This window comes from Streptomyces sp. NPDC036813 (assembly GCF_055609245.1).
The window spans coordinates 183463-196582 of the sequence record NZ_JBVJPV010000016.1 but is presented as its reverse complement, the minus strand read 5'-3'; the positions used below and the strand labels follow the sequence as shown (position 1 = coordinate 196582).

Sequence of the window (13120 nt, the reverse complement as noted above, 5' to 3'; positions counted from 1 at the left end):
AGGGACGGTCCCCTGACATCCACTGTCAGTGAAGGCGGATACTGTGCGGCATGCGCGCGAGCCGACTGGTCAACGTGCTCCTCCTGCTGCAGAACCGGGGCCGGATGACGGCCGGGCAACTGGCCGAGGAGCTGGAGGTGTCCGTCCGTACCGTCTACCGGGACGTCGAGGCGCTCGTCGCCGCCGGCATCCCGCTGTACGGCGCCGCCGGACACGCGGGCGGCTACCGCCTGGTCGACGGCTACCGGACCCGGCTCACCGGTCTGACCGCCGACGAGGCGCAGGCCGCGTTCCTCGCCGCGCTGCCCGGCGCCGCCGCCGACCTCGGCCTCGGCGAGGCGCTCGCCACCGCCCAGCTCAAGCTGCGCGCCGCGCTCCCCGCGGAGCTGCGCGAACACGCCGGGCGGATCAGGGAACGCTTCCTGCTCGACGCCCCCGGCTGGTACAGCGACGCCGACCGCACGCCCCACCTGGCCGCGGTCGCCGCCGCGGTGTGGGAGCGGCGGGCGGTGCTGCTGCGGTACCGGCGCTGGCGGGCGCCGGAGGAGATCGAGCGGCGGGTGGAGCCGCACGGGCTCGTGCTGAAGGCGGGCCGCTGGTACCTGGTCGCGGGCGGGCCGCCGGGGATCCGCACCTACCGGGTCGACCAGATCCTCGCCCTTCGTCCGCTGGCGGAGTTCGCCGCTCCGGAGGGGTTCGACCTGGCCACGTACTGGCAGGACTACGTGGCCGACTTCCGGGCCCGGCTGCACACGGGGGAGGCCCTGGTGCGGGTCACCCCGGAGGGCGCCCGCCGTCTCGGAGTGACGCCCACGAGCGACGGGTGGACAAAGGCCCGGCTGCCGATCGAATCGATCGACCACGCCCACGGGGAGTTCCTGCGACTGGGCGCGGACATCGAGGTCCTGGCCCCGCCAGAACTCCGCGACCGCATGGCGGAGACCGTACGCACCTTGGCCGCCCGCTACGACAACCGCCCCGGGCGGACACCGCAGACCTGACGGCCGGGGGCCGGGATACGCACCCGCGGGGGCCGACTGCCCACGCCAGGAGAGGGGACCACACGCCCGCCGGGGCCGACTGCGCGGGGGTGCCGTCGGCCGCCCCCCATGCCGCCCAGCCCAGGAGGCGACCGTCCGGCAGCCGGACCTGTCCGAGCCGCGCCGGCTCCCTCACGCCGTAGTCCATGATCCGTGTGTGTCCCGTGCCCGCGGCGTCGTCCGGGGTCAGGCCGCCACCCCGGCCGGTGCGTGGACCGTCTCCGGGCGCAGGACCCGCCGGCGCCGGGACGGCATGCCCGCGGTCGGGTTGGCCACGCCCCAGGCCGCGCCCTTGCAGATCATCTCCTTGTAGAAGGCGGCCCCGCGGCCCGTCAGGGCGCGCTCGACCGCTCGGTCGTCGGCGGTGACGAACTGGATCAGGCCCTCCTTGCGACCGAGGGAGATGCACTGCTGGAAGTAACGGATGGGGACGCGGGGGACCTTGACGCCGGCGAGACGGGCGGCGATGGCGTCGGCGGCCTGCCAGGCCATGGGGACGCCCGAGGCGCAGGACATCCGCAGGGGCTTGTCGCCCGGGCCGATCGCCATCGCCGCGTCGCCCACGGCGTACACGTCCTCGTGGGAGACCGAGCGCATCGTGTCGTCGACCACGATCCGGCCGCCGTCGGTCACCTCGAGCGTGGTGGCCTGCGCGACGGGGTGGACGGCGAAGCCGGTGGTCCAGACGGTGACCTCGGCGGGGACCGTCCGGCCGTCGGCCGTCGTCACGGCGTCTGCCTCCACGGCGGTGACCTCGGCGTGTTCGTGGACCGTGATGCCGAGCCGGTCCACGACCTTCCGCAGGTGGGCGCGGCCCTTGGCCGACAGCCAGTCGCCGAGCGCACCGCGGACGGCGAGGGCGACGTCGAGGTCCGGGCGGGCCTCGGCGATCTCGGTCGCGGCCTCGACGCCGGTCAGGCCACCGCCGACGACGACCACGGGCCGGCCGGAGTCCAGGGCGGCCAGGCGGTCGCGCAGACGCAGGGCGCCGGGCCGGCTGGAGACCTCGTGGGCGTGTTCGGCGACGCCGGGGACGCCCCCGTCGTTCCAGCCGCTGCCGAGGGCGTAGACCAGGGTGTCGTACGCCAGTTCCTCCCGCCCGCCGCCGTCGGCGGCCGTGACCGTCACCGCCTTGCGGTCCACGTCCACGGCGGTGACCTTCGCGAGCTTCAGCTCGACGCCCGTGCCCGCGAACATCTCGCCGAACGGCCGGGGCCTGAGGTCCTGACCGGCCGCCAGCTGGTGCAGCCGGACCCGCTCGACGAAGTCGGGCTCGGGGTTGACGAGGGTGATGGTGACGTCCTCGCGGTGCAGCCGCTTGGCGAGGCGCCCGGCGGCGATGGCTCCGGTGTAGCCGGCTCCGAGGACGACGATGCGGTGCTGCATGGGCCTGCTCCTGTCGGTGAGGATCGCGCCGCTGTCTGCGCGGTTTCGCCTCATGAACCGGGCAGCCCGGCGTTTCCTGACAGGATCAGGATGTGAAGCACATCACACTCGGCGCGCGTCACGCCCGGTAGGACGTCACACCTGGTCAGAGCGTGTACAGCGGGTCCCCGTGGTCCGCGGCGGCCCACAGCTCACTCGCGCGGACCAGCTTGTCGGGGTTGACCTGGCTGCGCAGCGCGACGATGCCCCGCGCGCTCACCTCCAGGCAGGTGATACCGACGACCCGGCCGTCCACGACCGCCACGACGGCGGGTTCGCCGTTGGCCGTCGTCGCGTAGATCTCGGCCGCGCCGCCGACGTGGGCCCTCTTGGCCGCGCTCGGCTTGAACAGGCCGCGCAGGAACTTGGCGACCGCGAGCGCCCCCTCGAACGCCTTCGCGCGGGCCGGGACCTTCCCGCCGCCGTCGCCGACCGAGACGGCGTCCTGGGTGAGCAGCCGCACCAGGGGTTCGGTCCGGCCGCTGGTCGCCGCGGCCAGGAACTCCTCGACGATCCTGCGGGCGGCGGCCTCGTCGATCTCGGTACGCGCCCTGCCGTCCGCGACGTGCTTCTTGGCCCGGTGATGGATCTGCTGGCTGGCGGCCTCGGTGATGTCGAGGATCTCGGCGATCTCCCGGTGCGGGTAGGCGAAGGCCTCGCGCAGCACGTACACCGCCCGCTCGTTGGGCGACAGACGCTCCAGCAGCACGAGGACGGCGTACGACACCGACTCGCGTTGCTCGACGGTGTCGGCCGGGCCGAGCATCGGGTCCCCGGCGAGCAGTGGCTCGGGGAGCCACCTCCCCACGTACGTCTCACGCCGGGCGCGTGCCGAAGTGAGCTGGTTCAGGCAGAGGTTGGTGAGCACCTTGGTCAGCCAGGCCTCGGGCACCTCGATCCGCTCGACGTCGGCCGCCTGCCAGCGCAGGAACGTCTCCTGCACGGCGTCCTCGGCCTCGCTCGCCGAGCCGAGCAACCGGTAGGCGATGGCCTCCAGCCGGGGCCTGGCGGCCTGGAACCGGTCGACGTCACGAGTGATCAGGGCCATGCGCCCGATCCTAAGCAAAGGATGCCGACCAGGGCAGACGTACACCCCAAGGCGCTCGGCACGGCCCCCTATGCTGACCCGGCAGGGACCAAGGGGGAAGGGGCAGTTGATGGACTGGTTCTGGTGGGTGCTCATCGCCTTCTGGACGGGCGGTTTCGCCTGGGCGGCCGACAACATCCGCACCGCGCTGCGCAACCGGCACGAGCGCAGACTGCAGTTGCTGGAGGCGGCGAAACAGGAGCGCTTGGCCGTCGAAGCGGCGAACAGGCCCCCGGAGCCGGTGTGCGGCTGCACGCATCACCTGGCCAAGCACGACAAGCAGGGCCGCTGCCACGAACGAGTCGAGCTGCCGACGGCCTGGGACGAGAACAAAAAGCCCCTGCGCTACGAGGCCGGCCAGTGCAACTGCCAGCAGTACGTGGGCCCGCAACCCCTGTCACAGGTGTACGCGGAGGACCTGACCGACCTCGCGTGACCGCAGTGAAGGACAGGACGGCCGGGGTACGGCATTGCCGGGCGCTCTCACGGCCACGCCGTTGGCGCTGTGGATGCTCTGGTCGCGTCGCCGTCTCAGGGAGCAGGCTCAGGAATGGGGTCGGCGGAAGTTCCGGCCGTGGCCTGAGGAGCGGCATCGCTGAACTGCCGTCGGGGTAGCCGCGCTACCCGCACCCGAGGCGCTGTGCGGCGCAGGCCGGCCCGATGCCTCGGCCGGGGCAAGCCCGAGCCGGTCAGCCGCCCCCGTGCGAGGCCGACGGCGACCTCCCCCATGGGACGATCGCCTTGCCGTCGATCGGCTGGCCTGCTGGCCGGAGGGCAGACTGACCGCAGAGGTGTATCCGGCAGGTGAGGGCCACACCACTCGGCACACCAGCCCTGTCATCGTGCCCCGGTTCGCCCGCCGATCGTCGGCGGTCAGTCGCGTACGTGCAGTCCGAAGCCCATGCGGCCCGCGGGCTCCAGTCCCTCCTTCAGCTGCAGTGAGGGGATTTCGTAGTCGCCGAAGTTCTGTCGCCGGAACGCGATCGGCTCGGTCGACTCCAGGGTGAGCAGGCGCTGCGTCCAGGCCTTGGCGACGTCCGGGAACTCCTCGCGGGTCATCCGGTCGGTGCCGTACAGCACGAACGGCGGCAGCACCTCGATGCCCGGGTAGTAGAGGATGCCGTGGTGGATCGGGAACAGCAGGTCGTCGATGGGGCCGTTGATCCCGCGAGCGGCGTAATGCGACTCCGGGCCGCCGGTGGTCACCGACAGCAGAGCTCTCCTGCCCGCGAGGGTGCCTTCACCGAAGCGGTCGCCGTACCTGGTGTCGCTGTGCTCGCCGACGCCGTACGCGAAGTGGTAGGTGAACACCCGGTCCACCCAGCCCTTGAGGATCGCGGGCATCGTGTACCACCACAGCGGGAACTGGAAGATGATCGTGTCGGCCCACAACAGCTTCTCCTGCTCGGCGCGGACGTCCGGGGTGAGTGTTCCGGCATCGAAGGCCCGGCCCGAGTCCAGGGCGACCCTCAGCGGATTCGAGGCGTGGGGGCCGTAGTCCCTCGCGTCCACGGCCGCCTTCCAGTTCATCGCGTACAGGTCGCTCACCCGCACCTCGTGCCCGGCGTCCTCCAGCGTGGACACCGCGAGGTCCTTCAGCGCGCTGTTGAGCGACTTCGGCTCCGGGTGGGCGTGCACGATCAGCGTCTTCATGAAAACTCCTTCGGATCGGGTGCCTTCGATCCTGGAGCGCCGCGGCGCCGGTGTTCAGGGGCGCCGCTTCCGTCGGACGGGACTTCCTGGTAACGGCAGTACCACCTTCACGGGCAGCTCAGAGGCCATACTGGCGGCATGGACGATCTCGCCGGCTTCCTGCGGACCCGCCGTGCCCGGGTCGACCCGGCGGCTGTGGGCATCCCCACCGACAGCCGTCGTCGGGTCGAAGGGCTGCGCCGCGAAGAGGTCGCACACCTGTCCGGAGTCAGTGTCGACTACTACGTACGCCTGGAGCAGGGCCGCGCGACCCAGCCCTCCGAGCAGGTCCTCGACGCACTGGCCCGCGTCCTCGCTCTCGACGAGACCGAACGCGGGCACCTCTACCGGCTGGCCCGCCAGCGCCGCCGCAGTGCGAAGGTGCCCGGCGGCCGGGTGAGGCCGGAGCTGCTGCGCGTCCTCGACCTGGTCGCCGACGCACCCGCGCTGATCATGAACCACCGCCTGGACGCGCTCGCGGGGAACCGTCTCGCCGGGCTCCTGTTCGGCCGGCCGATGCCGGGCCTGAACATCGCCCGGCACATCTTCCTCGAGGAGACCGAGCGCGGCCTCTACGCCGACTGGGAGACATGCACCCTCGACGTGGTCGGGCACCTTCGGCTGGCCGCCGGCAAATACCCCGAGGATCCCCGCCTGGCCTCGCTCGTCGGCGAGCTGGCGATGGGCAGCGAGCGCTTCCGCCGCCTCTGGGCCCGCGCGGACGTCCGTGCCCGTACACACGGACGCAAGGCGTACCGGCACCCGCTGGTCGGACTGCTGGAGCTGCACCAGGAGAACTTCGCGCTCCCGGACGATTCGGGCATGGAGCTGCTGGTGCTGTCGGCAGCTGCGGGCAGCCCCGCCGAGGACGGGCTGCGCCTTCTCGCGGGCCTGGGCTCGGACAGCCGCGACGGGCATCCCGCAGCGCACGCTCAGGTCCGCGAGTAACGCGACGACGCCCACCCGCCTCGGCGACGGATGCCGGTCGTCCAGCGGCAGTCACTCAAGTGTGAAAGCGGGGGGCCGCCCCGAACCGGAACGGCCCCCCTCATGTGCCCCGGTTCAGTCCGCCGGCGTCAGGTGCGTGCGGTTACGAGGAGACGCGCGGCAGGTTGTAGTCGCAGACCTTCTCCGACCCCTTGACCAGACACACCGAGATGTCCAGCCACGTGCCCTCCTTGATGTCACCGGTCACCCACTTGGTGGTGTACGGGGAGGCGTGCCCCGCGGTCGAGGCCGTGCGGTAGATCCAGGGGTCCGTGACCGTCCCCTTGACGCCCCAGCCGTCGGCCCCGCCGTCGTACGCCTGCAGTGCGTCCCCGGGCTTCTCGCCCAGCGGGTCCGCGTTCCAGGTCACCGCGCCGGCGTACTTGCCGTCGGCGTAGAGGGAGACGACCACCGACTTGCCGTCCTGGTACCAGATCGTGTCGGTGGTGAGCCGGGGCGCCGCCGAGGCGCTGCCCGCACCCACACCGATCGAGAGACAGACCGATACGGCGGTCGCCGCCAGCACCGTGCCTGTCCGGCTGCGTGTCTTGAACATGAACTGGCCTTCCCCCTGGGAGAGTTGAAGAGTCGGCGTGATCCTAACCCCCGTGTGATCACAACGTGGTCCTGCCTCTCCCGAAGCGTCAGCGCCGGGCCTTCCCGGCAAGAGGGGCGCGCCAGGCGGGCGTCGTGCTCGCCTCACCCGAGGACGGGGTTCGTGCAGATCCATATGGGGGCACCTGGGTCACCGTTCGGGTGCCGGCCGGGGTCCTCCGCGCGCTGCCATCTGTCCGCAGCGGGTAACACCGGGTGGTCGGACGGGGCGAGGGGCGATTGCCATGACAGGGACTCAGCAGATCTTGTTCATCCAGGGCGGCGGCGCGGGCGCGCACGACGCGTGGGACGACAAGTTGGTCGACAGCCTGAGGCGAGAGCTCGGGGACGCGTACGAGGTCCGCTACCCGCGGATGCCGGACGAGGACGACCCGAGCCATGCCCGGTGGAGCCCGGCGATCCGGCGCGAGCTGGCGAAACTCGGCGACGGCGCGGTCGTGACGGGCCACTCCGTGGGCGGAACGATCCTCGTCCATGCACTCGCCGAGCAGCCGCCGGAGTGCAGGATCGCGGGGATCGTGCTGATCGCCGCCCCGTTCGTCGGCAGCGGCGGCTGGCCGGGCACCGAGTTCGAACTGCCCGGTGATCTCGGCGCGAGACTGCCGCGGGGGACGTGGGTGCATGTGTTCCACGGACTCGAGGACGAGATCGCCCCACCGTCGCACGCCGATTTCTACGCTCGCGCGCTTCCGCAGGCACAGGTGCACCGACTGCCCGGACGCGACCACCAGTTGAACAACGACATGAGCGAAGTGGCCAAGGTGATCAGCGCCGGCAAACCCTGGATCCGGCATCCCCCACGTCCGTGAGACGCAGCGCTCCTCACGCGGGGTCGCGGGGGCCGGGGCACCTGCCGACTGCGACCGCCCTACGCCTGGCCGGTCTCGAAGCGGGACACTTTGCCCTCGTCGACGGTGAAGTGCCACTTGGTCCGCATCTCGCCCCAGGTGTCGTCGCGGTAGCGGGCGACGAGCGTGCGGGCCGGACATCGTCAAGAAGCACGGCGAGCCGTGGATCAAGGTCTCGCCGCTGGGCAAGCAGGAGGAACGGGAGAACCTCGTCGCCTCTCCCACCTCGACCTCACTGGGACGGCGGCCACCGTGCCGAGCCCCCGAACCGCGCCCGGCGCGGAAACCACCCGACCGGCGGCGTGGCGCTGATCAGCCGGCTGCCGCCAGTGCCGCACGCGCGGCGGTGAGGATCTCATCGGAGAGCGGGGAACCGCTGGTGGCCCGGGCCAGGACGAGCGCGCCGAACATGGTGCACAGCCGGGTGAGGCCGTCCTGGTCCTCCGTAGCGAGCCACTCGGCAAAGTCGGCCACGCCTTCGGCGTAGATCCGGCGGGCCTCATGATCTTCGCCTTCGCGCGCCATGTCGGTCGCGAGCGCGGCAACGGGGCACCCGTCCGCCGGGCTGTCGCGGTGCTCGGGAGAGAGGTAGGTGTCGATCAGCGCTTGCTGGGCGGCGCCGCGCTGCCCGCCATGCTGCTCGAGTCCGTCCTTGTGACGACGGGCGAGTTCGCCGAAGGCATGGGCGGTGGCTTCGTCGATGAGCGCCTCCTTGGAGGAGAACTGCTTGTAGAAGCCACCGTGGGTCAGACCGGCCGCCTTCATGAGGTCGGCCACGCTGACGTGAGTCCCCCGCTCCCGGAACAGGCGCGACGCGGTTTCCACGACCCGTCGGCGGTTCTCCTCTGCCTGCGCCTGCGATACGCGGCCCATCGGCCACCTCCCGATTGGATGTCGACTGGCATCTATCCTAGACCAGTGGTTAGATTGCACTCGTAATCTAATTTGGCCGGGTCGGTCACTCGACGTCGGCCGTGACGCTGGGAGTGGGCATGGAACTGAAGGACGCGGTCGTGGTGGTCACCGGAGCCAACCGGGGGCTCGGGCGGCATCTGGCCGCCCAGCTCGTGGAGCGCGGAGCGAGCGTGTACGCGGCGGCCCGGCGCCCCGAGACGGTGGACCTGCCGGGGGTCACCCCGCTGCGGCTCGACGTGACGGACGAGGAGTCGATCCGGGCCGCGGCCCGGATCGCGTCCGACGCGACGCTGCTGGTGAACAATGCCGGCATCTCCACCGGCACTCCGCTGATCGCGGGCAGCCCGGACGCGGTGCGCCTGGAGATGGAGGTGAACTTCTTCGGTCCGCTCGCCGTGACGCGGGCCTTCGCTCCCGTCATCGAGGCCAACGGAGGCGGCGGCGTACTCAACGTCCTGTCGGTCCTGTCCTGGCTGCACCCGGCCGGCCTCGGAGCGTATGCGGCGGCCAAGGCCGCGGCGTGGGCGCTGACCGGCGCGGCCCGGGAAGAACTGGCGCCCCGGGGCATCGCCGTCTCGGCCCTGCACGTCGGATACATGGACACCGACATGGCTGCGAGCGTCCCCGCCGACCAGAGGGCCGACCCCGCCGAGGTCGCCGCTCAGGCCCTGGCCGGCATCGAGGCGGGCCTGCCCGAGATCCTCGCCGACGAGATCACCCGGTACGTGAAGCAGAGCCTGGCCGCACCGCCGAACGCGGCATGAGCGCACATCGTCCCGTCGGCGGCCTTGATGCCCGGCGACGGACACCGCGCCGGTGAGGTCCGTCCATCGCATCGGCGAGGGGCCCCCGTGAACACCGGACCAAACCCAACAAAGTGTGCCGTCCGCGCAGAAGACCGACGCGCAACAGTCACGTCCCCTTGTGGGCGGGAAACGGAGACGACGATGAAGGCTTTCATGATCGAGCGGTACGGCGACAAGGACGGTGGCCGCATCAGCGAGACTCCGGCCCCGCAGGTGGGCGCCGACGACGTGCTGGTCCGGGTCCGCGCGGCGAGCGTCAATCCGCTGGACTTCAGGATCCGCGACGGCGCCTTCAAGGCGATCCTGCCGTACCGTCTCCCTCTCGTTCTGGGCAACGACCTCGCCGGGGTGGTGGTCGAGGTGGGGTCGGACGTCACCCGGTTCGCGGTGGGCGACGAGGTCTACGCCCGGCCCGACAAGGACCGCATCGGCACGTTCGCCGAACTCATCGCCGTCCACCAGAACGACCTGGCGCCCAAGCCGGCCGGCCTCACCATGGCGGAGGCCGCCTCCCTGCCCCTGGTCGCCCTCACCTCGTGGCAGGCGCTGGTCGAGAAGGCACAGGTCCAGCCGGGCCAGAAGGTCCTGATCCATGCGGGCTCCGGCGGAGTCGGCACCATCGCCCTCCAGCTGGCCAGGCAGCTGGGCGCACACGTGGCGACCACCGCGAGCGCGGCCAACGCCGGCCTGGTCAAGGAGCTCGGCGCGGATGTCGTCGTCGACTACCGGACACAGGACTTCGAGGAGGTCCTGGACGGCTACGACGTCGTCCTGGACACCCTCGGCGGCGAGACCCTGGAGAAGTCCCTGCGGGTCCTCAAGCCCGGCGGGAAGGCCGTCAGCATCGCCGGACCCCCCGACGCGGACTTCGCCCGCGAGCTCGGTGCGAACCCCGTCCTGCGGCAGGCGATGAACGCGCTGAGCTGGAAGACCCGGCGCCACGCCAAGCGCCAGGGCGTCACCTACTCCTTCCTGTTCATGAAGGCCGACGGCGACCAGCTGCGCGAACTCACCCGGCTCATCGACGCCGGAGAGATCCGCCCCGTCGTCGACCGCGTCTTCGACTTCGACCAGACACGCGAGGCGATGGAGTACGCCGAGAAGGGCCGCGCCAAGGCCGGCAAGGTCGTCGTCGCGATGGCGTGAGGGCCAGACCCCCACCCGAAACCACGACCCACAAGTCCCGGGCGACGAGAGGATCCTGTCTCCCTCCGCCCCACCCCCACAGGGATCGATCATGAGCGCACCGCACAGTTCCCCCATGCCCGCCCCCGCCTCGTCGTACAAAGACGCGCCGACTCGTTCGGTGTCCGTGCGCGGCGTCGACTTCGTCTACCGGCAGCTGGGCCGGGAAGGTGACGGCGTACCGCTGATCCTGCTCCACCACCTCGCCGCGGTCCTGGACAACTGGGACCCGCGTGTCATCGACGGACTCGCCGCCCGGCGCCGGGTGATCGCCTTCGACAACCGTGGAGTCGGTGCGTCGGGCGGCTCCACGCCCGACACGGTCGAGGCGATGGCCCGCGACGCGGTGCTGTTCATCCGCGCCCTGGGCTTCGAGCAGGTCGACCTGCTCGGCCTCTCGATGGGCGGCTTCATCGCCCAGGTCATCGCGGCAGAGGAGCCGCAGCTGGTGCGCAAGGTCATCCTCGCGGGCACGGGCCCCGCCGGAGGCCCCGGCATCGACAAGGTCACCGCGCTCACCCTCCAGGACACCCTGAAGGGCTTCCTGACCCGCAAGGACCCCAAGCAGTACCTCTTCTTCACCGACACCGCGCACGGCCGAAAGGAAGCACGCGCCTTCGTGGAACGGCTGAAGGAGCGTACCGCCGACCGAGACAAATCCATCTCGCTGACGTCGTTCCGTGCCCAGCTGAGGGCCATCCGCCGTTGGGGCCTCCAGCCGCCGGCCGACCTGTCCCGCATCGGCCAGCCGGTCCTGGTGGCCAACGGCGAGAGCGACCGGATGGTGCCGAGCGAGAACACCCTCGACCTGGCCGCGCGGCTCCCCCGGGGCGAACTCGTCCCCCTCTACCCGGATGCCGGACACGGGGGCATCTTCCAGTACCATGGCGAATTCGTCGCACAGGCGCTCGGATTCCTCGAACCCTAGCCGGACCGGGGCCCGATGCTGATCCGGGTGGCGCCGGGAGGTTCCCCGATGCGCGGCAGGCGCCGGCGCCGGACCCGCCGGACCCAACACCCGCAACCACCGGGCCGGGAAGCTGGGGTTCGCGTTCTTCGCGGCGATGGCGCAGACCGAGCGGGAGAACATCCGGGAGTCGACGCCGGCGGGCCTGGACACCGCGTCCCGCAAGGGCAAGCACGGCGGCCGGCCGCCCGTCATCACCGACGACATGCTCCACACCGTGCTGCGGCGCCGCGCGGGCGGCGAGCCCGTCGAGCAGATCCGGCCCGGCCTGATCATCACCGGCAAGCGCGAGGGACAGAAGCCCTCCCTCGCGAGCGTCTGCCGGGCGCTCGCCGAGCACGCCGAGCGAGAGGCGTACCCCGATGCCGTCGAGCAGGCCCACGCCGACGTCACCGCGCTCCAGGCCGGAGGGCTCCCCGGGCCTCGCGATCGCTCTCCCTGACCGAGCGTCACTCTGATCATCACGAGGTACTTGTCACTTCGCCTGAAGGGTGACGGTGATGTGGGGCGCCAGCGAGCGAAGGAAGTCGGGCGCGTCGAAGATCTCGCCGGCGGAGGCGACGCCCACCGCCCGGGTCCGTCCGTCGAGGACGCGGGCGACGGCCTCGACCGCGAGGGGCGCCGTGACGGCGTAGATGTCCTGCCCGCCCGCGACCGCTCCGCGCTGGGCGTCGCCGCGGCGTACGACGACGTCGACGAGGAAGGTCTGCGCGGAGCGCCCGCGCTCATCGACGGCGCTCGGCGTGGGCGTGTCCGGCGAGCTCACGCCTCCCGCCGCCTCGATCGTCATGTAGGTGCGCACCTCGGGAACGGCCAGGTGGCTGGGGACGGTGACGACGTCGGCCATGGTGAACCCGCCGATGACGGGCCGGCTCCCCATCGGCTGCGGGAAGGGCCAGGTCAGGGTGGGCAGTTCGTCGTCGTGGTACTCCAGCCGGCCCTGAGTGAACCGCACCCGGCGCCCGCCGCGCCGTTCGGCGGACACCTTGCCCGCGAGCCGGGTGCCCGGTGTGGGGTGCCAGCTGTTCAGGCCGTAGGCGATGTGCACCTCGTCGGCCTCGGTCCAGTCACCCATCGCCGCGCTGACCAGCAGATCGCCGAGCCCGCCGTAGAAGGCCATCGCGGGCACGACCACCGCGCCGGCCCGGTGGGCGCGCTCCGCGAAGTGCGCGAAGGTGTCGGCGTTCGCCTCGATCTCGGCGGCGACATCGACGTACGGGATCCCGGCGCGCAGAGCCGCCTCGATCACCGGGACCGCGGTGACCGCGAACGGTCCCGCGCAATTGATGACGGCCGCGGCCCCCGCCAGTGCCCGGTCGAGCGCGCCGGCGTCGTCCGCGGCGGCCGGTCTGACGTCGAACCCCGGGAACTCGTCGCCCAGTACCCCGAGCTTGCGGGCATCGCGCCCCACCAGTACAGGCGTGAACCCCCGCTCCACCAGGTGTGCCACCACGAACCGTCCCGTGTGCCCGTACGCGCCGTACACCGCCACCGTCTGTCCCGCCGGCATGACGTCCTCCCTCTCGTGAACCGATCACCTGGCGCCATCCTGG

Annotated in this window: 14 protein-coding genes and 1 pseudogene; 8 read left to right on the top strand and 7 right to left on the bottom strand. The window is 71.6% G+C overall.

Annotated features, from left to right (window positions below; genetic code table 11):
• The first annotated feature begins 50 nt into the window (after window positions 1-50).
• A complete protein-coding gene (locus ACZ67Q_RS30145) occupies window positions 51-1001 on the top strand; it encodes a helix-turn-helix transcriptional regulator (RefSeq protein WP_471188504.1) in 951 nt (316 codons plus the stop codon).
• A gap of 225 nt (window positions 1002-1226) precedes the next feature.
• Here the strand turns inward: ACZ67Q_RS30145 and ACZ67Q_RS30140 are convergent, their stop codons facing one another.
• Entirely contained in the window at window positions 1227-2426 is a 1200-nt protein-coding gene (locus tag ACZ67Q_RS30140) for an NAD(P)/FAD-dependent oxidoreductase (RefSeq protein ID WP_471188502.1), read from the bottom strand.
• Between the two features lie 145 nt (window positions 2427-2571).
• Complete coding sequence (locus tag ACZ67Q_RS30135) at window positions 2572-3513, bottom strand: RNA polymerase sigma-70 factor (RefSeq protein ID WP_471188499.1); 942 nt, start codon at window positions 3511-3513, stop codon at window positions 2572-2574.
• A gap of 109 nt (window positions 3514-3622) precedes the next feature.
• Here ACZ67Q_RS30135 and ACZ67Q_RS30130 point away from each other — a divergent pair, with 109 nt between their 5' ends.
• Entirely contained in the window at window positions 3623-3988 is a 366-nt protein-coding gene (locus ACZ67Q_RS30130; protein ID WP_469813889.1) for a hypothetical protein, read from the top strand.
• A 437-nt stretch (window positions 3989-4425) separates the two neighbouring features.
• Here the strand turns inward: ACZ67Q_RS30130 and ACZ67Q_RS30125 are convergent, their stop codons facing one another.
• On the bottom strand, window positions 4426-5205 hold the full coding sequence (locus ACZ67Q_RS30125) for an NAD(P)H-dependent oxidoreductase (protein ID WP_471188497.1): 780 nt from the start codon (window positions 5203-5205) through the stop codon (window positions 4426-4428).
• A 138-nt stretch (window positions 5206-5343) separates the two neighbouring features.
• Between ACZ67Q_RS30125 and ACZ67Q_RS30120 the strand changes: the two genes are divergently transcribed.
• On the top strand, window positions 5344-6192 hold the full coding sequence (locus tag ACZ67Q_RS30120) for a helix-turn-helix transcriptional regulator (protein ID WP_471188494.1): 849 nt from the start codon (window positions 5344-5346) through the stop codon (window positions 6190-6192).
• Between the two features lie 142 nt (window positions 6193-6334).
• Here ACZ67Q_RS30120 and ACZ67Q_RS30115 read toward each other — a convergent pair whose 3' ends face one another.
• On the bottom strand, window positions 6335-6787 hold the full coding sequence (locus ACZ67Q_RS30115) for a hypothetical protein (RefSeq protein ID WP_471188492.1): 453 nt from the start codon (window positions 6785-6787) through the stop codon (window positions 6335-6337).
• A gap of 283 nt (window positions 6788-7070) precedes the next feature.
• Here ACZ67Q_RS30115 and ACZ67Q_RS30110 point away from each other — a divergent pair, with 283 nt between their 5' ends.
• Window positions 7071-7655 carry an alpha/beta fold hydrolase gene (locus ACZ67Q_RS30110; protein ID WP_471188490.1) on the top strand — a complete coding sequence of 195 codons (585 nt, stop codon included), beginning with the start codon at window positions 7071-7073 and terminating at the stop codon, window positions 7653-7655.
• A gap of 59 nt (window positions 7656-7714) precedes the next feature.
• Here ACZ67Q_RS30110 and ACZ67Q_RS30105 read toward each other — a convergent pair.
• Window positions 7715-7825 (bottom strand): annotated as a pseudogene (locus ACZ67Q_RS30105) (nuclear transport factor 2 family protein); the annotation flags it as partial.
• A 181-nt stretch (window positions 7826-8006) separates the two neighbouring features.
• Window positions 8007-8567, bottom strand: a complete 561-nt coding sequence (locus ACZ67Q_RS30100; RefSeq protein ID WP_471188488.1) for a TetR/AcrR family transcriptional regulator — start codon at window positions 8565-8567, stop codon at window positions 8007-8009.
• Window positions 8568-8686: 119 nt separating this feature from the next.
• On the opposite strand from ACZ67Q_RS30100, the gene ACZ67Q_RS30095 reads away from it, so the two are divergent.
• The 4 genes from ACZ67Q_RS30095 to ACZ67Q_RS30080 all read left to right on the top strand — a co-directional run bounded on the left by ACZ67Q_RS30095 (window position 8687) and on the right by ACZ67Q_RS30080 (window position 12009).
• Window positions 8687-9373: an SDR family oxidoreductase gene (locus ACZ67Q_RS30095; protein ID WP_471188485.1), complete on the top strand. Its 687-nt coding sequence runs from the start codon at window positions 8687-8689 to the stop codon at window positions 9371-9373.
• Window positions 9374-9556: 183 nt separating this feature from the next.
• Window positions 9557-10561 (top strand): NADP-dependent oxidoreductase, encoded by a 1005-nt coding sequence (locus ACZ67Q_RS30090; RefSeq protein ID WP_471188483.1) that lies wholly within the window; start codon window positions 9557-9559, stop codon window positions 10559-10561.
• Window positions 10562-10652: 91 nt separating this feature from the next.
• Window positions 10653-11528, top strand: a complete 876-nt coding sequence (locus ACZ67Q_RS30085) for an alpha/beta fold hydrolase (protein ID WP_471188481.1) — start codon at window positions 10653-10655, stop codon at window positions 11526-11528.
• Between the two features lie 136 nt (window positions 11529-11664).
• Window positions 11665-12009, top strand: a complete 345-nt coding sequence (locus ACZ67Q_RS30080) for a hypothetical protein (RefSeq protein WP_471188478.1) — start codon at window positions 11665-11667, stop codon at window positions 12007-12009.
• A gap of 33 nt (window positions 12010-12042) precedes the next feature.
• On the opposite strand, the gene ACZ67Q_RS30075 is transcribed toward ACZ67Q_RS30080, so the two are convergent.
• Complete coding sequence (locus ACZ67Q_RS30075) at window positions 12043-13077, bottom strand: saccharopine dehydrogenase NADP-binding domain-containing protein (protein ID WP_471188476.1); 1035 nt, start codon at window positions 13075-13077, stop codon at window positions 12043-12045.
• Window positions 13078-13120: the final 43 nt, after the last annotated feature.

Coding starts and splice junctions, on each gene's coding strand:
- ACZ67Q_RS30145 (WP_471188504.1), top strand. CDS start 51: ATGCGCGCGAGCCGACTGGTCAACGTGCTCCTCCTGCTGCAGAACCGG.
- ACZ67Q_RS30140 (WP_471188502.1), bottom strand. CDS start 2,426: ATGCAGCACCGCATCGTCGTCCTCGGAGCCGGCTACACCGGAGCCATC.
- ACZ67Q_RS30135 (WP_471188499.1), bottom strand. CDS start 3,513: ATGGCCCTGATCACTCGTGACGTCGACCGGTTCCAGGCCGCCAGGCCC.
- ACZ67Q_RS30130 (WP_469813889.1), top strand. CDS start 3,623: ATGGACTGGTTCTGGTGGGTGCTCATCGCCTTCTGGACGGGCGGTTTC.
- ACZ67Q_RS30125 (WP_471188497.1), bottom strand. CDS start 5,205: ATGAAGACGCTGATCGTGCACGCCCACCCGGAGCCGAAGTCGCTCAAC.
- ACZ67Q_RS30120 (WP_471188494.1), top strand. CDS start 5,344: ATGGACGATCTCGCCGGCTTCCTGCGGACCCGCCGTGCCCGGGTCGAC.
- ACZ67Q_RS30115 (WP_471188492.1), bottom strand. CDS start 6,787: ATGTTCAAGACACGCAGCCGGACAGGCACGGTGCTGGCGGCGACCGCC.
- ACZ67Q_RS30110 (WP_471188490.1), top strand. CDS start 7,071: ATGACAGGGACTCAGCAGATCTTGTTCATCCAGGGCGGCGGCGCGGGC.
- ACZ67Q_RS30100 (WP_471188488.1), bottom strand. CDS start 8,567: ATGGGCCGCGTATCGCAGGCGCAGGCAGAGGAGAACCGCCGACGGGTC.
- ACZ67Q_RS30095 (WP_471188485.1), top strand. CDS start 8,687: ATGGAACTGAAGGACGCGGTCGTGGTGGTCACCGGAGCCAACCGGGGG.
- ACZ67Q_RS30090 (WP_471188483.1), top strand. CDS start 9,557: ATGAAGGCTTTCATGATCGAGCGGTACGGCGACAAGGACGGTGGCCGC.
- ACZ67Q_RS30085 (WP_471188481.1), top strand. CDS start 10,653: ATGAGCGCACCGCACAGTTCCCCCATGCCCGCCCCCGCCTCGTCGTAC.
- ACZ67Q_RS30080 (WP_471188478.1), top strand. CDS start 11,665: ATGGCGCAGACCGAGCGGGAGAACATCCGGGAGTCGACGCCGGCGGGC.
- ACZ67Q_RS30075 (WP_471188476.1), bottom strand. CDS start 13,077: ATGCCGGCGGGACAGACGGTGGCGGTGTACGGCGCGTACGGGCACACG.